Origin of the sequence: Kribbella sp. NPDC023855 (genome assembly GCF_040639475.1) — a bacterium.
Lineage (GTDB): Bacteria > Actinomycetota > Actinomycetes > Propionibacteriales > Kribbellaceae > Kribbella.
The window spans coordinates 1-19,230 of record NZ_JBFAAA010000011.1; the positions used below are offsets into that span (position 1 = coordinate 1).

16 protein-coding genes and 1 tRNA gene are annotated in these 19,230 nt (G+C 66.3%); 5 read left to right on the forward strand and 12 right to left on the reverse strand.

All coding sequences use genetic code 11. The annotated features are described in order from the left end of the window. Nucleotides 1-463 precede the first annotated feature (463 nt). A complete protein-coding gene (locus AB0F51_RS30235) occupies nt 464-1,924 on the forward strand; it encodes a helix-turn-helix domain-containing protein (RefSeq protein WP_360285359.1) in 1,461 nt (486 codons plus the stop codon). A gap of 110 nt (nt 1,925-2,034) precedes the next feature. Here AB0F51_RS30235 and AB0F51_RS30240 read toward each other — a convergent pair whose 3' ends face one another. The 4 genes from AB0F51_RS30240 to AB0F51_RS30255 all read right to left on the reverse strand — a co-directional run bounded on the left by AB0F51_RS30240 (nt 2,035) and on the right by AB0F51_RS30255 (nt 5,303). After that, entirely contained in the window at nt 2,035-2,316 is a 282-nt protein-coding gene (locus tag AB0F51_RS30240; RefSeq protein ID WP_360285361.1) for a hypothetical protein, read from the reverse strand. A 16-nt stretch (nt 2,317-2,332) separates the two neighbouring features. Beyond that, nucleotides 2,333-2,764, reverse strand: coding sequence for an ASCH domain-containing protein (locus AB0F51_RS30245; RefSeq protein WP_360285362.1), 432 nt, complete (start codon nt 2,762-2,764; stop codon nt 2,333-2,335). After that, nucleotides 2,761-4,830, reverse strand: a complete 2,070-nt coding sequence (locus AB0F51_RS30250) for a GNAT family N-acetyltransferase (protein ID WP_360285364.1) — start codon at nt 4,828-4,830, stop codon at nt 2,761-2,763. The genes AB0F51_RS30245 and AB0F51_RS30250 overlap by 4 nt, the downstream gene beginning before the upstream one ends. A gap of 400 nt (nt 4,831-5,230) precedes the next feature. Then, nucleotides 5,231-5,303: transfer RNA gene (locus tag AB0F51_RS30255), tRNA-Thr, on the reverse strand. 80 nt (nt 5,304-5,383) lie between these two features. On the opposite strand from AB0F51_RS30255, the gene AB0F51_RS30260 reads away from it, so the two are divergent. After that, nucleotides 5,384-6,721: an MFS transporter gene (locus AB0F51_RS30260; RefSeq protein ID WP_360285365.1), complete on the forward strand. Its 1,338-nt coding sequence runs from the start codon at nt 5,384-5,386 to the stop codon at nt 6,719-6,721. Here AB0F51_RS30260 and AB0F51_RS30265 read toward each other — a convergent pair. Then, nucleotides 6,672-7,877, reverse strand: a complete 1,206-nt coding sequence (locus AB0F51_RS30265; RefSeq protein WP_360285367.1) for an MFS transporter — start codon at nt 7,875-7,877, stop codon at nt 6,672-6,674. The two genes, AB0F51_RS30260 and AB0F51_RS30265, sit on opposite strands and share 50 nt — an antisense overlap. Nucleotides 7,878-8,151: 274 nt before the next feature. Here AB0F51_RS30265 and AB0F51_RS30270 point away from each other — a divergent pair, with 274 nt between their 5' ends. After that, nucleotides 8,152-8,841: a response regulator transcription factor gene (locus tag AB0F51_RS30270; protein WP_360285368.1), complete on the forward strand. Its 690-nt coding sequence runs from the start codon at nt 8,152-8,154 to the stop codon at nt 8,839-8,841. Between the two features lie 197 nt (nt 8,842-9,038). Here the strand turns inward: AB0F51_RS30270 and AB0F51_RS30275 are convergent, their stop codons facing one another. Next, nucleotides 9,039-9,362: a cupin domain-containing protein gene (locus AB0F51_RS30275; protein WP_360285369.1), complete on the reverse strand. Its 324-nt coding sequence runs from the start codon at nt 9,360-9,362 to the stop codon at nt 9,039-9,041. A 59-nt stretch (nt 9,363-9,421) separates the two neighbouring features. Between AB0F51_RS30275 and AB0F51_RS30280 the strand changes: the two genes are divergently transcribed. Further along, complete coding sequence (locus tag AB0F51_RS30280) at nt 9,422-10,357, forward strand: helix-turn-helix domain-containing protein (RefSeq protein ID WP_360285370.1); 936 nt, start codon at nt 9,422-9,424, stop codon at nt 10,355-10,357. Here the strand turns inward: AB0F51_RS30280 and AB0F51_RS30285 are convergent. Beyond that, on the reverse strand, nt 10,338-11,207 hold the full coding sequence (locus AB0F51_RS30285; RefSeq protein ID WP_360285371.1) for an EamA family transporter: 870 nt from the start codon (nt 11,205-11,207) through the stop codon (nt 10,338-10,340). The two genes, AB0F51_RS30280 and AB0F51_RS30285, sit on opposite strands and share 20 nt — an antisense overlap. A gap of 67 nt (nt 11,208-11,274) precedes the next feature. Here AB0F51_RS30285 and AB0F51_RS30290 point away from each other — a divergent pair, with 67 nt between their 5' ends. Continuing rightward, on the forward strand, nt 11,275-12,126 hold the full coding sequence (locus AB0F51_RS30290) for a LysR family transcriptional regulator (RefSeq protein ID WP_360285373.1): 852 nt from the start codon (nt 11,275-11,277) through the stop codon (nt 12,124-12,126). A gap of 69 nt (nt 12,127-12,195) precedes the next feature. On the opposite strand, the gene AB0F51_RS30295 is transcribed toward AB0F51_RS30290, so the two are convergent. Genes AB0F51_RS30295 through AB0F51_RS30315 form a run of 5 tightly spaced genes read right to left on the reverse strand, consistent with a single transcriptional unit; the run spans nt 12,196 to nt 19,162 of the window. Then, complete coding sequence (locus AB0F51_RS30295; RefSeq protein WP_360285374.1) at nt 12,196-12,717, reverse strand: gamma carbonic anhydrase family protein; 522 nt, start codon at nt 12,715-12,717, stop codon at nt 12,196-12,198. A 10-nt stretch (nt 12,718-12,727) separates the two neighbouring features. Further along, nucleotides 12,728-13,969, reverse strand: a complete 1,242-nt coding sequence (locus tag AB0F51_RS30300; protein ID WP_360285376.1) for an MFS transporter — start codon at nt 13,967-13,969, stop codon at nt 12,728-12,730. After that, nucleotides 13,966-15,339: a GH1 family beta-glucosidase gene (locus tag AB0F51_RS30305; RefSeq protein WP_360285377.1), complete on the reverse strand. Its 1,374-nt coding sequence runs from the start codon at nt 15,337-15,339 to the stop codon at nt 13,966-13,968. The genes AB0F51_RS30300 and AB0F51_RS30305 overlap by 4 nt, the downstream gene beginning before the upstream one ends. After that, nucleotides 15,323-15,928: a YbjQ family protein gene (locus AB0F51_RS30310; protein WP_360285378.1), complete on the reverse strand. Its 606-nt coding sequence runs from the start codon at nt 15,926-15,928 to the stop codon at nt 15,323-15,325. Before AB0F51_RS30310 ends, AB0F51_RS30305 begins: the two co-directional genes overlap by 17 nt. A 27-nt stretch (nt 15,929-15,955) precedes the next feature. Further along, on the reverse strand, nt 15,956-19,162 hold the full coding sequence (locus AB0F51_RS30315; protein ID WP_360285380.1) for a penicillin acylase family protein: 3,207 nt from the start codon (nt 19,160-19,162) through the stop codon (nt 15,956-15,958). Nucleotides 19,163-19,230 lie beyond the last annotated feature (68 nt).

The window sequence follows — 19,230 nt, forward strand, 5'->3', positions numbered from 1 at the left end:
CCGGCCTCCCGCTGACCAGCGGTGGAGCGCAAAACCCGGCACATCCCACACCGTCGCCAGATCGCATCCAGCCGTTTCGGCGCTAGAAACGCCTTGATTGCAAGAAGTGTGACGGTGTTCGACCTGTCAGATGCGGCAGACCTGGGTCGATCCCGTGCAGTGGCGGGCGTGTCTGAGTGTCGCTCGTCATGAATACGGCACGTGGATAGCCTCGGTGCGGTCACGGATGGTTAAAGGGCGTTCAGCGTCTGTCGAGCAACGCTGTGTCTGACGACGAGCCTCAGGACGGCGTGGGCAATAGGTCCAGAACGGTGAGCCGCGGCTGGTTGCCAACGCGAGCGACGAGGTCGTGCAGTCGCACAAGGAAGTTGGCCAGTAGGCGCCGTTTGTCCCAGGTCTCAGACGTTGAGTAAGCAAGGCCGTTCGGAATCGGGCCGGACGGGCGTTCTTGCGGGAGGTCTGGGTGGCGAAGCAGCCGTTGCCGTTGGGCACTTGGGGCAGGATCTCTTCGCGGGCTGTCAGCAGAGATGCCAAGGGTCGGGCGGATAAGTTCGAGGCCAAGGCGAGGTATCGCGACTTCGATGGTCGTACTCGGCGGGTGACCGCTTGGGGCAAGACCGCGACTGGGGCCGAGAACAATCTCAGGACCAAGTTGAAGACTCGTACCAAGTTGCGAGGGTCTTCGGAGATCAAGCCGGATGACCGGGTGGCGGTGGCTGTTGAGCTGTTCCTGGCCGAGGTGAAGGAGCTTGGCGAGCAGGAGGTCATGGCTCCGGGGACGTATCAGACCTACCGGTATCAGTACGACAAGAACCTTGCTCCGCGGATTGCTGAGGTTCGCCTCGGTGAGGTGACGACGCCGAGGGTCAACGACGTCATCAAAGCGATCAGAGACGAGGTCGGCGCGGCTAGCGCTAGGACCTGTAAGAGCATCCTGTCCGGGGCGCTCTCGCTTTCGGTCCGGCATGGCGCTTTGGATGCGAACCCTGTTCGAGAGATCAAGATCCGGCCGGGGACGAGGCGACGGCCGCCGCGAGCGCTGGAGGCTGAGGAGAGGGACGCGTGGTTTGAGCTGCTGCGGCAGGACGAGCGTGCTGTCCGAGCCGACCTCGTGGATCTCTGCAAGTTCATGCTGGCCACCGGTGAGCGGATCGGCGAGGCCTTGGCGGTCACCTGGAGAGACATCAACCGGGAGACCGGCGAGGTCGACTGCAGCCACCAGATGCAGAGGCTGAGAGGGCAGGGCCTGGTGCGCCGCCGAGTGAAGTCCGCTGCGGGTGAACGAAGCCTCCGATTGCCGAAGTGGGCGCTTGAGATGGTTCGCGCTCGGTGGAATGCCGAGACCCCACTGGACTCCCCCGTCTTTCCGGACTCCGTCGGTGGCTTCCGGGATCCTCACAACGTCCAGCGCTCGCTGCGGGACGCAAGACGTCCGATCGGTGGCCAGCGGCGCATTGAGCTCGGTAAGACGCTGAGATCCCATCGACGTAAGGCCGGCCTCACACAGGTCCAAGCAGTTTCGAAGCTCGGCTGGCGCAAGACGAGGATCAGCCTGATCGAGACCGGCCGCGTGAGGTTGGACGCCAAGGATGCGATCGCACTGGCCGATGCATACAGGTTAACCAAGGGCGACCGGGCGGCACTGCTGGAGCTCACCGAGTTGGCAGGCATGCGATCACTGGCCGACGAAATGGCATGGGTTACCGCTCACGTCTTTCGGAAAACAACCGCGACGATCCTTGAAGATGCTGGGCAGACGCCACGGAGGATTGCTGACCAACTCGGACATTCCAGAACGTCGACCACGGTCGATGACTACATCGGCAGGCGTACTCGGAATCCAGAGGCCGCGGGCCACCTAGAGGACGCGCTGCGGAACCTCCACGAGCTGAATCAGGCGCCGTCAGCGAACCCTACTCTCTAGGATTGTTCCAGCCAGGATGCTCTTGACGAGCCGTACATTCAGGCAAGCGCTGACGATGGCCGACGGTTGGCACGGCGAAGCTCTGGGTTCACCACAACTAGCCGTGGTGTTTACAGATCTGCGATGTCTGGCCGCCGTCCAAGGATTTCGGCGTCAAGGTCTCCGTTGCGGATGTCCTTCAGCGCGGCGACGTACCCGATCTCTGTTGCAGTGATGAGCATTCGAAGTGCAGCATCCGACAGAGTGTCGTAGCCCTGATATCCGGATCCGGACCAGATGTTGGCCATTGCTTCATACGCTAACCGCTCATCGGCCGGATCGTGGGCTGTGACGGCGTGCATGGAGGTGACCAGCTCGGTCCAGCTCTCTAGATCGTGCTCCGAGAAAGACATCGCGCTAGGGATCCTCTCAACGACTGACGAGACGGCGTAGTTGCAACGGGTCGGTGGGAGCTACGTAGCGGAAGCTCTGCGGTGGGTTAAACCGTGTGGTACGTCGCAGAACCTGCAGCGGTATCGGCTGATCGAGTTCCTTCGCGTCGGTCACCCTGAGGAGGTGCGCTGCTGGTGCCCCTTCGAGATAGTCCATGAATTCAGACCAGGTCACCCCGAGGCTCTCGCGGTAACGGCGCCACGCCGTGTGCGGGGTAAGCACGAGAACGTCGGCTAGGACGGCGGTGCCGACGACTGCCATCGTCGGTGAGCTGGCGTAGAGGATCAGTGGGGTTCCGGCTGGCGCCCTAACCGGACGGCGGCGGATTTCGATCGTCTTAGAGCCGTTGAGGATGGCTTCGGCGAACCGGGGGCGTAGTGACAACAGCAGCGCTGATGGTGTCGTCATCGGGCCATCCCTTCGGTGTAGATCGCCGCGAACAGGTCCGGCGAGATCCGTCTCGGGCTTTGTGGAGGAGCGCCGGAGACGCCATTGTCCGTTCCCAGCTGTGCGAGCCGTCGAAGGCTCACCGGGCGAGGGAAGAGTTCAGTGTTGGTGAACCGCAGAGCCTCGGCCACCCCGTTGCGGGCGGCACCTATCACATTGCTGAGGTTCCACACACCAAGATGCTGGAAGCGGCTGTGCAGCTCCTCGGGCGGTCCGTGGTGGACAGCGTCGAGCTGCGAACAGGCGATGATCGCCGCGGCAGCACCAGCTTTCCCCTTCCCCCCGCTCATGTACCAAAGGAGTCGCGCAGGCGAATCCATGCTCCAACTGCTGCGTCGACGGTAGTAGACATGTTCACGGTTGAGGCCGAGGCTGTCGCTGCGGGGATAGAGGCTGGACGGCACGCCCAGCAGCTCGACAGAGAAGTCTTGCTTGATCGGAATCAGGTAGGACGGCAACTGACTATCGGCTAGTTTGGCTGGCCACCATACGCGCTCGAGTTCCGAGGCGGCGATCGCATGCATCCCCTGACGCAGAGGGGGCGGTGGGTCTATAGCCGCGATACGCGCCGCTTGTACAGCGAGATGTTCGAGCGTAGAGGCATCGCCTAGCTGATCGATGACGAAGGCATGGAGCCGGCCGTTAGCCTCTAGGAATCCGTCCTCGATTGCTGCAACTCTTGCCTTGCGTTGCAGGGATTCGCCGTCGATGGACAGGACCCTGACGTTCCGAGCCAAGGCCTGGTGACGGAGCCGGAACAGAATCTGCCGGATCAAGGTCTCACCGATCGGCCCTTCACTGACACGGAGATTCAAGATAGACAAAACGTCGCCATCTTGACGAACCCCGTAGTACGCGACAAGTTCGCCGCCGGGGTTGAAGACGCCCACTCGTTCGCCGGTCCCAGAGGTAGCGAAGGTGCGGGCCGCCTGGATCAGGACCTTCGGCTTCTCACCCGCGGTCGTGTTGGCCAGCGTTCCTACACTTTCATCCTCACCACTGGCAATCAACCGCTCCGTAAAGGCCGTGTTCTGTAGCTCGATCGGTCGATAGGACTCGGCTCTGGACAGCTCGTCGATTCGGACCACCACGTCGACGGGCCGCAGGATACGGGTTCCCTGCCGCTGAGCTTCCGGTCCAAGCACCCTGATCAGTTCGTTGTCGACGGTCACGAAGACATTGAGATCTGCTGCGATCGCGTTCGCAACATGCATAAGGTCGAACTCGTCCTGGGTGCTGCGTGGATATCCGCGGATCACTTTGACTGCCTCGGCGAGCAACGAAGCTCTGATTTCGTCGAACCTGTCCTCATCGCGAGGCGCGTTCGGCCACGACTGGATCTTCTGCAGACAGTCCTGCCGAAGCTTGCCGGTGATGACTTGGATCTCCGCGTCGAGTGACTGGGTTCGGAAGAGCTGAAGGCGGTCGCTCAAGTGGTCTTCGACCAGGGACACTGCTTCATCGTGCCTTGGACGTTGCTGCTCCATCAGGTTACGGAGGATGTTCATATCGATCGCCGCGCGCACGAGGACCGTTTCAGGATCGATCGAGTACAGATGCTCGTGCTGATGATCGCGCCACCAAATAGTCAGAGGCTGGCCGGTCTTTCCCCTGCCACGTTTCTCACCAAGTGGAGTGAAGCCCAGACTGAGCCAAACCGGGGCCAGTCCGTAATCGTTCCTGCAACGAGCCAGTATTCCCAGCCGCTCCCGATGACGGCTGCTGATCTCGTCGATCAACTTCCTAGCAATGCCCTGCGCCCGGGCGGAGGGATCGACACAGAGATGGGTCAGGCGTACCCGGTTTCGCGCCAAGGCGTATAGCGCATATCCCACGACGCGTTCATCCAGTCTCGCCAGCAGTAAGGTGCCGTCCACCGCCGCAGCGTCATAGGCAGCCCATGGCAGGTGGCCCAGAGTCGTCCGCGCTTCGTTACCCAGGTCAATCGCGGCCGTGATGGAGTCCCGATCCTGGGGATCAGCGGCCACGACCTCCAGGCTCGTGCTCTGTCGAGCCCCCTGAACCATGATTGGAGATTACTGTCCGCGCCATCACGTCGCTGATGACACAGCGTGTCGGACCAAGCGGCGTTGGACGGCGGCTCCAAGAGACAGGCTTCCCACGAATCCAGCTTCGCGGTGTCCCCGCATGTCGCTCCGCCGATCGGTCGGCGTCGGCGGATCTGGCCACGACGCAATCGCAGCCGCTATTCGAACGCGGCCAGCCAGGGTGGTTGATGGCGCGCGGAGCACGCAGGAAGCGGGCGTAGCCCGCAGAGCGTCGGGTGGGCGGGAGTCGGGCGTAGCGGGCGCGACGGAGGAGCGGCTGCGGAGCGCGCGTGGGAAGAAACCCCCGGCAAAGCGGTCAGTAAGCGGTCGGTTGAGTGCCATTTGAAGATGCCCCGGAGGGCATATCTGCTGGTGAGAGAGCCGACGAGGGGACTCGAACCCCTAACCACCGCTTTACAAGAGCGGTGCGCTGCCAGTTGCGCCACGTCGGCGGGTGCACGGGAGTGCGGGTCCATCGTAGTGGATGGTAAATCGGGGGCGGGTGGGGTGGTCGGGGGCGGAGACTGGACAGATGGGGTCAGGGGTTGAGGAAGGTGGGTCGACGGGGGCTGGGGAGGGTGGGCCGGCGGGGGTTGGGTTGGTGGCAGGGAGTGGACGGGGCGAGGTGAGTGCTGGGGCCGGTGGGGGTGGGCGGGTGGGGGCGGTTGGGGTGTTGCGGGGGAATCCTGGGTTTCGGCGGTTGTTTTGGGCTCGAGGGGTTTCGTTTCTTGGGGATTCTTTGAGTTTGGTTGCGGTTTTGTTGTTTGTGGAGGGGGAGACTGGGGCGGCGTTGGCGGTGGCGTTGGTTTTGTTGGCGGGGGACTTCACGCCGGGGTTGTTCGGGGCGTTTGCGGGGGTGGTTGGGGATCGGGTTGATCTGCGCAAGGTGATGGTGGGGTGTGATCTGGCGCAGGGAGTGTTGGTGCTGGCGATGGCGGCTACGTTGCCGCCGTTGCCGATACTGCTCGTGTTGATCGCGGTGCGGAGTCTGGTGGCTCAGGTGTTTCAGGCTAGTAGCCGGAGTGCGGTGCCGGCGTTGGTTCCGGATGAGCAGCTCGAGACTGCCAACTCGACGCTGGGGGCCGGGACCAATGGACTCGATGCGTTGGGGCCGTTGGTGGCGGCGGGGTTGTTTCTCGTCACCGATGTGCGTGGGATTCTGGTGATCGACGCGGTCACGTTCTTCGTGTCGGCGTTGTTGTTGAGTGGTCTGCCGAGTTTGCCGCCGGCCAATGAGCACAGCGGTACGTCGGTGTTCGCCAATGCCAAGGAAGGGCTCGGGTACATCTGGCGAACCAAGGCGATTCGGGCGATCGGGATCGGGTTCTTTGCGGTGGTCGCGTTCAGCGGGGTTGACGACGTGGCGATGGTGTTCCTCGCCAAGGACGAGCTGCACGGCGGGGACTCGTCGGCGGCGATCCTGTACGCCGGTGTCGGCATCGGACTCGTGATCGGTTACGCGCTCCTCACTCGGCACGCGACGCGGTTCGCCATGCCGGTGCTGCTGATCGTCGGGTTCGCGATCAGCAGTCTGGGCAACCTCTTCACCGGGCTCGCTTGGGCGGTCTGGGCCGCCCTTGCCCTGCAAACGATCCGCGGACTCGGCATCGCGGCCCTCGACGTCGCGATCAACACACACCTGCAGCGCCTCGTACCGGCCGGCATGCTCGGTCGCGTGTTCGGCAACCTGTACGGCGCTATCGGCCTTGCCGCGGGCCTCTCCTATGTCCTCGGCGGTCTTCTGCTGGAACACACCGACGCCCGCACAACCTTCATCGCCGCCGGCGCCGGCGGCCTGCTAGCGACAGCCGTCACCGCCGTCAGCCTGGCTCGGCAGCGTCAACCTCGGCAGCGTCAAGCTCCGCAATAGGCCGCTTCAAAGCACGAGCCCCCGGTACTGCGACCAGCGCGATCCCCGCCATCACCAAGAACGCGGCCAGCGGCCGGTCGACCAGCAGGCCAACAGCGGTCGCAACCAACAGCCCGCCGAGGTTGCCGAACATCCAGATGAGCCCCGCGGCCGTGCCTTCGGCTTCGCCAGTACGCCGTTCGACGAGTTCCAAGACGACAGGCAAGGCGGGCAGCAACAAGAACCCGATCACTGTGATGGCAACGAACGCCATCACCACGCTCGGCGCGAAGGCCAGTGCCGCGCAAGCCAGCGCCGTGATGGTCAGGCTAGCCACCAAGAGGGCTGCTTCAGCATGGCGGCGAGCAACCAGAACCGGTACTACGGCGCTGCCGATCACCCCGGCGATCACGTTGACCAGCAGGATCGTCGAGGCCGTGCTGGCCGTGACGCCGGCCGGCTCCAGGAGTGCTTGGGAGAAGGTGGTCATGGCAACGAAGACCCCGAACGGGAAGAGCGCCAGCACGCTCAGCCGCCTGACCAAAGGATCACCCCAGGCGATCCGCAAGGTACTGCGGTCCGGTCGGCGCCGCTCCGCCTTGTGCTCCCCCGGCTTGCGCAAGGCAACGATCAGGACGACCGCCGCAACGACGGAGAAGATTGCCGACAGCCACAACATCGTCGGAAGCTCATTGCTGTCAGCAAATAGTGCCGACAGCAAGAAGGCGAGGACCATGCCCGCGAAGACACTCGCCGTACCGGCCGCGATCCCGGTCGGCCGGTCTTTAACAGCGAGGTACCGCCCGGTGATGCCAGTGACCGCGTTCAGGACCAGCGGCTGAGCAACCGACGCGACGATCTGGCCGGCCAGCAACCAGCCGTAGTCGTCACCGCCGAGTCGAAGCAGTGCCCCGACCGCGGTCAGCACGGCACCGGCGACGAGGCCGCTGCGGAACCACTTGTCCAGAATCAGCCCGGCCGGAATCGCCAGGACGACGTACAACAGGGGGAAGACCTGGGCGAGCCAGCCGATCGCGCTCTCGGACACCCCGTACCGCTCGGCGGCCACCGTCGTCACGCCGGCGAAGTTCAGCCAGACCAGCTGCGTCGCGGCGCCCACGAGAGCGAACCCGGCCACCGCAACCCAGCGACTCGGCCGCAGCCCGACCTCCACCATCCGCGCTCCCCTCGGCCAAAATGCTTACCGAACAGTAGCCCCTCCGACCCCGCGCCGCACCCCCCATCAGCAGAGGGATTTCTTCATTCTTTGACTATTTAAAGAGGAGTGGATACTGCGAGCAATTGCCTCTGAGATCAAGCACCTATTGTGGCGCTTGTCACGAAAACAACGCTGTAACGCCCAACGGACGAAGAAGACGCGCTGGCGACCACCGGCGGGACCGCCGAATTCAGCGATACTCGGGAGAGGTCTGAACTGGGGAGAATTATCGGTGCGCGTACTGCTAGCAGGAGTTGATCGGGAATGCGTGGCCGCCACCGCCCGCACGCTGCGCAGGTTGTCGATGGCGGTCGACGTCTGCCATGACGGAGCCGCCGCGCTGGAGCGCATCGGCGTCCACGCGTACGACGTGGCCGTCCTCGACAGCGAACTGCCGGCGATCCCGGCCGTCGAGGTACTCCGGAAGGTGGCCGCGACCGGCGAGGGGCCGTGCCTCCTCCTGCTCACCCAGTCGCCAGAAGTCGAGGATCGCGTCGAAGGACTGGCCCTCGGCGCCGACGACGTACTGTCCTGGCCGTTCGAGACGATGGAGCTGGTGGCCAGGGTCCAGGCCCTCGGCCGCAGGTCGGTACCTGCCCTTCCTCCCGTACGGCGTTGGCAAGGCGTAGTACTCGATCTTCCCAGGCACCAGGCCAGCCGGGAGGGCCGATTCCTTCCGTTGTCGCCGAAGGAGTTCGCGGTGCTGGACGTGCTGATGCGAGCCGCCGGCGTCGTGGTCAGCGCCGAGGAACTGCTCGAGAAGGCGTGGGACGAGCATGCCGATCCCTTCACCAACGCGGTCCGCGTCACGATGATGACGTTGCGGCGAAAGCTCGGACCACCCGCCTTGATCGAGACGGTCCCCGGCGTCGGATATCGACTTCGGCGGGTGGCCGAGACTGCGCCAGCCAGGTGCGGCTGACGCGATGCCAGCCAGGTGCGGCTGACGCGATGCCAGCCAGGTGCGGCTGACGCGAGCCGGGAGCTCGGGCTGTCCGCCCCGGAAACCCGATCCCCGACTCGCGGCGTAGTGACGTCACCACTGCCGAAGATTCAACCCGACGGCGGCTAACAGCGGCATCAAGAAATCCCCTTACGCCACCTTTATCCGTCCTGTGCTTACCCTTCGGGATAGAACAGGAACAACGTGCAGCCGTCCACCGATTGCGGCACGTGGGAAGACCCAGCCGGGGCGTGGATGAATGACCCGGCCGGATAATCCCGGATTCCATCGTTGAAAACACCGGAGACCACACAAACCTCCTCCGGACCCGGCTGGTGGACGTCGATCCCTTCCCAGCGGGACCCGGGATCCATCTCGAGCACGTGCGCCGAGGCCACCTCCCCCGACCACAGCGTCCGCAGCCGGATCCCGGGGAAGAGCTCACGGACGGGTACGTCGTCGGCGGTCGCCCATTCGAAGTTCTGCATGCCCTCGATCATCAGTTGTCCACAGCTTTGTCCCCAGTGTCTGGATAGTCCCGGTCGGGTACTTTTCTGCCATGACCACCCATCGGGTCGTGGCGCTGGTGACGGCGCCGCAGGCGAGCTTCGAGCTGGGGTGCGCCGCCGCGGTCTTCCGCGCCGAGCCCTACCGCTTCGACGTGTGCACCGAGCACCCCGGCCCGATCCGGACCACCGAGGGCTTCGACATGGTGGTGCCCAAAGGCCTGCGCACGCTCAACCACGCGGACACGATCGTCGTACCGGGCTGGTTGCCGATCGGCGCCGAGCCGACCACACCCGTACTCCGCGCGCTCCGGCAAGCCCACAAGCGTGGTGCCCGACTGGTCAGCATCTGTTCGGGAGCGGCCGCCCTGGCGGCCACCGGACTCCTCGACGGCCGCCGGGCAACCACCCATTGGCGGTACGCCGAAGAGCTCCAGCGCCGCTACCCCGCCGTGAAGGTCGACCCGGACGTGCTCTACATCGACCACGGCGACATCGCGACCAGTGGCGGCTCGGGCACAGGGATCGACCTGTGTCTCCAGCTGGTCCGCAACGACCATGGCGCCGCGTACGCCGCCCGCAGAGCCCGGCTGATGGTGATGCCGCCCCATCGCGAAGGCGGTCAGATCCAGTACCGCGCCGAACCCGACCCGGCGCCCACCGCCTCGCTCGGTGAGCTCCTCGACTGGGCGACCGACCACCTGGCCGAGCCGATCACCGTCGACGACCTGGCGAAGCGGATCAACGTCTCTCCGCGAACCCTCGCGCGCCGTTTCGCCGAGCAGCTCGGCGCGACCCCGGGCCAATGGTTGCTGGCTCAACGCATCGCGCGAACCCGTGCCCTGCTGGAGGAAACCGACCTCCCGATCGAAACCATCGCCAATCGCGTCGGCCTCTCGTCCGCCACCAACCTCCGCCGCCGCTTCCGCAACGCAGTACGGACGACCCCGAGCGCCTACCGCCGCGCGTTCAGGGCGCGACTCGGGTGACGGCCGCGGTGGCGTTGGCCGTGACGATCGCGGCGATGGCGAGCCACTCGACCAGGCCGAGAGTCTGATCGAGAACCACCCAACCGACCAGTACTGCGAGCAACGGGTTGACGCTCATGAACAAACCGAAGAAGCCGGCCGGGACGCGTCGCAACGCGACCAGATCAACCAGGAAAGGAACGGCTGACGAGAGCACACCCGCCACCACCGCGTAGGCGACGTACTGGAGAGACGGCTGGTGATGGAAAAGAATCCACAGGCCCACTGGCAGGTAAGCGATGGCCGAGACCGTCGAAGCGGCAGCGGCGCCTTGGGCGGAGGGAAGGCGGCTGCCCAGCGTGCGGTTCAAGAGGATGTACGCCGCCCAGCACGCAGCCGCGACCAACCCCAGCGCGATGCCGAGGTAGTCGGTCGTGGGCTGCGGGCGCATCAGTACGACGACGGCCGCGCCCGCCGCCAGGGCGCAGTACAGGTCGAGTCTTCGGCGGGAGGCTGACAGGGCGATGGCCAACGGGCCGAGGAATTCGAGTGTGACCGCGAGGCCGAGGCCGATGCGGTCGATGGCGGTGTAGAGGGTCAGGTTCATCACCGCGTAGACCAGGGCCAGCGCGAGGACGGGCGACCATTCCCGCCGGGTGAAGGCCCGGAAGCGCGGCCGGGTGATGCTCACGAGCACGATGGCAGCCACCCACTGACGCACGGCGACAACGCCTGCCGGACCGAGCGCGGGAAACGCGAGGGCACCGGTCGCCGCGCCGACCTGGTTGGAGAGCGCGCTGCCGAGCATCATCGCGATCCCACCGAGTCGGCCGCTTTCACGGACGGTCTCGGGTTCTACTACGGCTGTCATACCGTCAGCGTGTGCCTGCCGAAGCAATACGCAAAATGCATGTGGCGAAGATCTATACGATGGGCGTATGGATGTGGAGCTTCGTCATCTGAAGACACTGGTTGCGATTGTGGACGCAGGCAGTTTCACCGACGCCGCGATCGACCTCGGGGTCTCGCAAGCGGCCGTGTCGAGGACGTTGGCCTCGCTCGAGCAGACGCTGAAAGTCAAGCTCCTCCACCGGACGAGCCGGACCATCGCGCTCACCCCGACAGGAGCCCAGCTCGTACCGCGCGCACGTCGCCTCCTGGCCGAGATGGACGAGCTGATCAGCGAGGCAACCTCCGGCCACGCGCGGCTCCGGGTCGGCCACGCCTGGTCCGCACTCGGCCGGTACACCGCTGCCTTTCAACGGCGCTGGGCGGAACAGCACCCCGACGTCGACCTGCTACTGATCCGCACCAACACCCCGAGCGGCGGCCTCGCCGAGGGCGTCTGCGATCTCGCCATCGTCCGCACCCCACCCGACGAGAAGCACTTCGCCGTCACCGAGGTCGGTCTCGAACGCCGCTTCATCGTGATGGCCGCCGACGACCCCTGGGCCCGCCGCCGCTCGATCCGGCTCGACGAGGTCCGCACCCGCACGGTGATGTCCGACCGCCGGACCGGTACGACGTCCGCCGACCTCTGGCCGACCGGCGACCAGCCCCGGTTCGAGGGCACCGCCGACGTCGACGACTGGCTGGCCCGGATCGCGGCCGGCACGGTCGTCGGCATCACCCCGGAGAGCACGGCCACGCAGTACCGGCGGGCAGGTGTCACCTTCCGTCCGCTCCGCGACGCCCCGCCCGTTGCCGTCCGGGTCATCTGGCCGCGGCAGGATCCCCACCCCGCGACCCAGGACGCCGTCGCCCTGATCGCAGAGCTCTACCGAAGCTAGCCGAGCCGCCCGGCCCGAGGGCTAGCCCGAGCTGCCCGCCGAGGGCTATCCGGCCTGCTCGGCCGAGGGCTAGCCGACCTGTTCGACCGAAGCCGCGTGCCGCCGAGCCAGGTGGTGGTAGACCGTCGCGTTGTGATCGACGAAGAGCTTGGCGGTGCCTTCCAGTGGGATGATCTTCTTGGCCGGACTGCCAAGAGCCACGGACTCTCCCGGAATGACCGACCCCGGCGTGACGGTAGCTCCCGCGGCGACCAGCGTGCGTGCGCCGATGACGGCCCCGTCGAGCACGATCGCGCCGTTGCCGATCAGCGCCTGCTCGCCCACCGTGCAGTCGTGAACCAGGCACTGGTGACCGACGGTCGCGTTCTTGCCGACCTCGCAGATCCCGTCGCCGACGTGGATGACCGAGTTGTCCTGGATGTTCGCGCCCTCCCGGATGATCACCTGCCCCAGGTCGGCGCGGATCACCACGCCGTACCAGATCGAGGCGTCCTTCTCGACGACCACGTTCCCGACCAGGGTGGCGGTCGGCGCGATCCAGGCTTCCGGGTGCACGGTCGGGCTGACGCCCTCAAAGGAAAACAGCGGCATGACCAGCAGACTAGGCGACCGACTTGATCTTCTTCACCAGTACTGCGCCCAAGAGGGTGACCGCCGCGGCCAGGACGTACAAGACCGGATAGCCACCGAGCACCTTAACGACCGGCGCGGCGATCGCGGGGGCGATCACCTGGGGCAAGGAGTTGGCGATGTTGATCACGCCGAGGTCCTTGGCCCGGTCGCGGGCGCTCGGCAGGACCTCGGTGAGCAGGGCGAAGTCGACCGACAGGTAGACGCCGAACCCGATGCCCAACACGATCGCGCCGGCGATCGCACCACTCCAGGTCGGCCAAACCGCGAGCACCAGCGCACCGAGCGCCATCACCACGCCGGCCCAGGTGACGAAGACCTTCCGGCGGCCGAGACGGTCCGACCAGCCACCCGACCAGACCGCGGTCAGCACGACGAAGACGCTGTAGATCGCGACCAGGATCAGTACGCCGGTCCCCGGGTCGCCGTAACCAACCGCATCCTGCAGGTAGAAGAACAGGTAGAGCGTGCCCAAAGCATTGCCCAGGTTGAGCAGGAAGCGGGTCAGCCAGGCCCAACCAAAGTCCGGGTAGCGCCGCGGGCTCACCCAAAAGCCACGAACGAAGTCGACCAAACGGAACAGCGGACGCTCAGGCAGCCGCCGATCACCACTGGCCCGCAGATAAGGGAGCACCGAGACAAGCAGGAAGACAGCACAGGCGATGTACCCCGCACGGATCCCTCCGAAGGCCGTGGCCAACCCGACCCCGGCGAGGCCACCCAGCGTCTGCGCGAGCGCGACCCAGCCGCCCACCGAACCACGCTGCACCGTCGGCACCCGGTCCGGAACCGCCGCGGTGATTGCCGCCAGCAACGCGTTGCAGAACAGTTGCACCAGGCACCAACCGAGCAGCATCCCGGCCGTCGAACCCGAGACCGCCAGGATCAGCAGACCGGCCACCCCTCCGATGGCGCCGGCCAGCACCCACGGCGCCCGGCGCCCGAACCGCGAGGTGGTGAGATCGGAAATGGCGCCGAACAACGGATTCGCGACCACCGAGATGGCGGCGCCGACACCGGTCACCAGGCCGAACACGAACTCCTTGTTCGCCGGGTCGATCGCGTCGGCCTGCTGCGCCAGCAGCACCTGAATCGGTCCGATCCAGGCAGCGAAGACCCCGACGTTCGCGAGCACCACACCAAAAGTCCACCGGCGGCTCACCCGGTCGATCGGCTCGGCCAGCGCCTGGTCAGGCAGCCGCGGGGTGGTCATTCCCGGCTCTTGGCGATCACGTCGCGGTACCAGTGGTACGACGACTTCGGGGTCCTGGTCAGCGTGTCGTAGTCGACGTGGATCAGGCCGAAGCGCTGGGTGTAGCCGGCAGCCCATTCGAAGTTGTCGAGCAGCGACCACTGGAAGTACCCGCGAACGTCCACGCCGTCGTCGATCGCGCCCTTCAGCGACCGCAGATAGCCGTCCAGGTAGTCGATCCGGCGCTGGTCCTCGACCACGCCGTCCACCGGCTCGTCGTTGATCGCGCAGCCGTTCTCGGTGATGTAGATCGGCGGCAGCTTGTCGCCGTACCGGGTCTGGAAGGTGCGCAGGATCTCGCCGAAAGCCTCCGGCACGATCGGCCAGCCGAAGTCGGTCTTCGGGTAGTCGTCCATCGCGCGCGGCTCGAACGGCAGGCCCTCGGGGATCGGCAGGCCGTCGGTCGCGGCCGTGTCCGGGTTGCCGGTCGGCGCGCCGACGCGGGCGGGCGCGTAGTGGTTGAGGCCGAACCAGTCGATCGGGGTCGAGATGATCTTCAGGTCCTCGGCAACCGGACCCGGCATCCCGTCGCCGATCCCGGCCGGGTACTCACCGAGCACGATCGGGTCGGCGAACATCCAGTTGATCAGGTTGTCGTAGAGCCCTGCCGCCTCGACGTCCTCGGCACTGTCGCTGGCCGGCCAGGTCGGCGAGTGGTTCGACGCGATGCCGATGTTCGACGCGCCACCGGCCCGCAGAGCCTGTACTGCGCGGCCGTGCGCCAGCAGCAGGTGATGCGCCACCGGCAACGCCTCGAAGCCGAGCGACTTGCCCGGAGCGTGGCCACCCATGCCGTAACCGAGCAACGTGAGCACCATCGGCTCGTTGATCGTCATCCACAGCGGGACCCGGTCGGCGAACCGCTCGGCAAGAATCGTCGCGTAGTCGGCGAACCGCTCGGTGATGTCCCGGTTCAGCCAGCCGCCCGCGTCCTCCAGCTCCTGCGGGGTGTCCCAGTGGTACAGGGTCGGCGCGGGTTTGATGCCAGCGGCAAGCAACTCGTCGATCAGCCGGTCGTAGAAGTCCAGCCCGGCGCCGTTGGCCAGGCCCTTCCCGCCCGGCTGCACGCGCGGCCAGGAGAATGAGAACCGGTAGACGTCGACCCCGAGCTCCCGCAGCAGCGCGACGTCCTCGACGTACCGGTGGTAGTGGTCGCACGCGACCGCCCCGGTGTCGCCGTTCACGATCCGGCCGGGTTCGGCACAGAACGTGTCCCAGGTCGAGGGCCCGCGACCGTCCTCGGTCACGGCCCCTTCGATCTGGTACGCCGACGTCGAGACGCCCCACAAGAAATCGGGGCCGAAGGCAAACGGGTTACTTGTCACTGGCATCAGCCTCTTTGTCGGGGGCAGTGTCCTGGGGCCGGGGCTTTTCCGCCGGCCGGACGATGACGGCTGTTCCGTACGCCGCCACCTCGCTCATCGTCTGGGCAATCTCGGTGCAGTCGAACCGCATCGCCAGGATCGCGTTCGCACCCATCTGCTGGGCCATCTGGCACATCCGCATCACCGCGACGTGCCGCGACTCGGCCAGCATCTGGGTGTACTCCGGCACCTCGCCGCCACCCAGCGACCGGAAGCTGGCGGTGAAGTTCGACCCGAAGTCGCGGCTCCGCACGGTCAGCCCGAACACCTCGCCGAACACCTTCTCCGCGGTGTACCCGGGCAGGTCGTTCATCGTCGAGACCAGCACCGGGTACGGCGAACCCTGCGGCGCGACGTGGGGCACGTTCTGCTGCCGGGCCGGCTGGTACCCGCCGGGCGCCTGCCCGTAGCCAGGCTGTCCGTACCCCTGCGGCGGACCCTGCTGGTAACCGGGCTGCGGGGCGTACCCCGGCGGCGGTCCCTGCTGGTATCCCTGCGGCGGCGGACCCTGCGGCGGGTAGGGCTGGTTCGGGTTCGGGGGAAAGTTCTGGTTCATGCCGTCATCTTTCCAGGCACTTGGGGGTCATTGCCGGTAGACCTGCAGCTCGTAGACCGAATACCCGTACGACGTCGCCCGCCGGGTGCCCGTCATCCGCACGTACCGCGCCTGAACCGGCGCGAACCGGGCCACATCCTCTCCCCCGTTGCCCGTGCTCGTCGCGAACACCTGCTGCCAGTTCACGTTGTCCCGCGACACCTCGATCCGGTACGCCGACCCGTACGCCGCCTCCCACTGGAGCACCACCCGGCCGACCGCCTGTTCAGTGCCGAGGTCCACTTTCAGCCATTGCGGATCCGACCAGTTGCTCGCCCAGCGCGTCGTCGGATTGCCATCGACGGCCTTCGACGGTGGCGAGTCGAACCAACCTCGCTCGTAGCTGCTCGCGGTCGCCGTCCTGCCCACCGCCAGGTTGCTGAGGTCGTCCCCGCGCCGCGCCGGGAACTCGATCACCTGCTGGTACGTCGGCCGGTTGACCCACGCGATCCGGTCCTGGGTGATACCGCCCATCGGCTGGTGCACGATCTGGTCCGCGCAGTACTGGTCGCCCGCGGCGCAGTCACCGGTTCCGGGGTACGTCGTCGTCGCCGGCACCTTCGTTGCCGCTAGCAAGGAATCGGCGAGCACCGATCGGCAGGCGGCGAGCGATCCGCCACCGCAGTACGTGATCGGTTGTGCGGTCTTGACCGGATCGCCGAGCACCTTGCGCAGGTCGCGCTGGACGAATCCCCACCAGCCGTTCTGGAAGGCGGAGCCTTGCGCGCTCGGCCGCTCGTCGATCTTCTGGGCGCTCACCAGCGCGTTGTAGAGGTCCGGCCCGAGGCCCTGGAACTGGGCCGGCACGAGCAGTGGCCACCAGGCGTCGAGGATCCGGATCGCCGCGGCGTGGTCGTAGGTTTTCGAGGCCTCGTTCGGCGACTTGCGATGACTGCCCGCCGCCTGCCAGGCCTGCAACTTCGCGACCGCGTCGGCCACGGCCGGGTCGGTGATCGGCGCGCTCTTCAGGACCCGCAACAGATACGGGAGCACCTGGTCGGCGCGCAGGTCGACCGTCGCGGCCGACTCCATCGCCTCGACCAGCTTGCCGCGGGTGAACTTCTGACCGGACCCGATCACGGCCTTGATCCGGTCGTCCAGCGGCTGGCTGCGGTAGACCGAGTTGTAGCCGAAGTTGCCGTCGGCCGCCGAGAAGCCCGGCGCCTGCTTGTTGTTCCAGCTGGTCAGGTAGTCCTGGTTGACCACCTGGGGATGCTGCGCCGGCGGCGTGTACGTCGCCCGGTTGGTCGTCGGGTTCCAGCCCTGCCACTCGTACGTGCTCCAGGTCGGCAGGTTCGGGTCGGCACCCGCGGCACGGACCGGGTTGTCACCGGAGTTGTAGTACGCGATCGAGTTCTTGTCGGTGTAGAACCAGTTGAAGGTGTAGCCGATGTTCTCCGCCGCCTTCTGGAAGTCGGCCGCCGAGTGGATCGCGTCGGGATCGTTGAACAGCATGAACCCGAGCGCGGACCCCGCCTCGTTCCCGTACGTCGCACGGTTCTTGGTGAACAGCACCGGCCGGCCGGCCACCGTCCCGCGATGCGTGACGATCCCGTACTTCGTGCGCTGGGCAACCAACGTGTACGACCCGGCGGGCTCCGACGAACCGAGGCTCGAGTACCACGCGTTGTGCCGCTCCAGCTTCTCGATCGGTACACACTGACCGCGGAACACGTAGTGCGTCGAGTTCTTGGTCGGCGTACCGCCACCGGGCTCGCACAGCGGCACGGCGTACGTGTCGGTGATGTCCTGGCCGGCCGAGGTCGCGCTCCAGGAGTAGTCGGCTCCGCGGCCGATCAGCGTGTAGAAGTTGAGCCCGGCGAACGCGACACCGCGCGAACTGACGCCCGGTCCCTGGAGTTCCTGGCGGAGCAGGAGTTGCGGTGCGAAGTACCCGGTCTGCGGGCCGTAGACGGCGATCGGGTTGCCGCTCGCGGTGTGCTGACCGGAGACGAGCAGCGCGTTCGACATGCCCTTGGGTCCGAAGCCTTCGGGGAACAGTCCCGCGTCGAAGATGCCACGGAGCGATTCCTTGCCCTGGGCCCGTTGCGGCGGCTTGATGCCGTCGCTGCTCTTCGGCTTCAGCGTCGTGGTGGCGGTCTTGGCGGTGGCGGCCGAGCCGGTCTGGTTGATCACCTCGGGTTCCGGCGTCACCGAGCCGCGATCCGGCATCGCCCGGCCGGCCGGGTTCGCGCCGACATCTCCGTAGGGGAAGGACGTTCCGTTGTGCACGGTCGTGTTCGCCTCGGGGTCGTTCTGGGAGCGGAACGACTCCCAGACCTTGGTGCCCTGGGCAACGCCGTACTTCGCCTGCGCCTCCAGCAACGCGAGCGCGGAGGCCATCTCGCCGCCACCGCCGGTCCCGAAGATGCCCGCCACCACGGCCGCGGTGGCGACCACGTCGGTCACCTTCCAGGGCTGCGGGGTCGGCAGGCCGAGAGCGACGTACTCGCCCGGATAGGCGATGCCGACGGTGTTGATGTAGTGGTTGACGCCGTCCACCCAGGCCTTGATGTCCTTCTGCATCTTGAGCCCGTTGGCGCCGTAGCGCTCGTCGGCGTCGTCATACTGCTGCTGCAGCTCGGCTTCGGTGTACGGCGCGGTCCGCCAGAACTCCTGCTCGAACGCGCGGTTGCCTGGTGCTCCCCCGGCGAACGGGGTCAGCTGGCCGCGACCGAGATGCCGGAAGACGTCCATCACGAAGAGGCGGTCCTGCGCACCGGCGTACCCGGCGCCGAACATCGTGCCCTCACGGGTGGTGCCGGTGATGTGCGGGATGCCGCGGGACTTGTCGCGCACGATCGTGACGTCCGCGCGCGGCTGGAAGGTGCTCGCGACGTCGGTCGGCGGAACCCCGAAGGACGCGTCGTCGAAGTACGGGTCGAGGCCCTCGTCGGTGATGCCCTGGGAGTTCCAGACCAACCGCTCATAGGGCTTGAGGGTGTCGCTGAAGTGTGGCGGTCTGCTCCCGAAGCCCTTGAAAAGAAGGAGATCCGCGAAGGTCGCGTTGCCGTTCTGCCCCGGTGGGACGATGTCGGAACACTGCCCCACGCAGTAGTCGGCGGGTGGAGTGGCGGCAGCAGCGGCTGGCTCGGCCTGGCTGGTACCGGACAGGCCGGCGGCCAGTACTGCGCTGACGGCGAGCGCGGCTGTCGTCGTACGGACAACGTGGGTGAGTGCGGGGCGGCGCGTCACGGGTCCTCCCTAGGAGCATCTTCAGCTGGATGACGCCAGGGAACGTCAGAAACTGACGATGACTCACT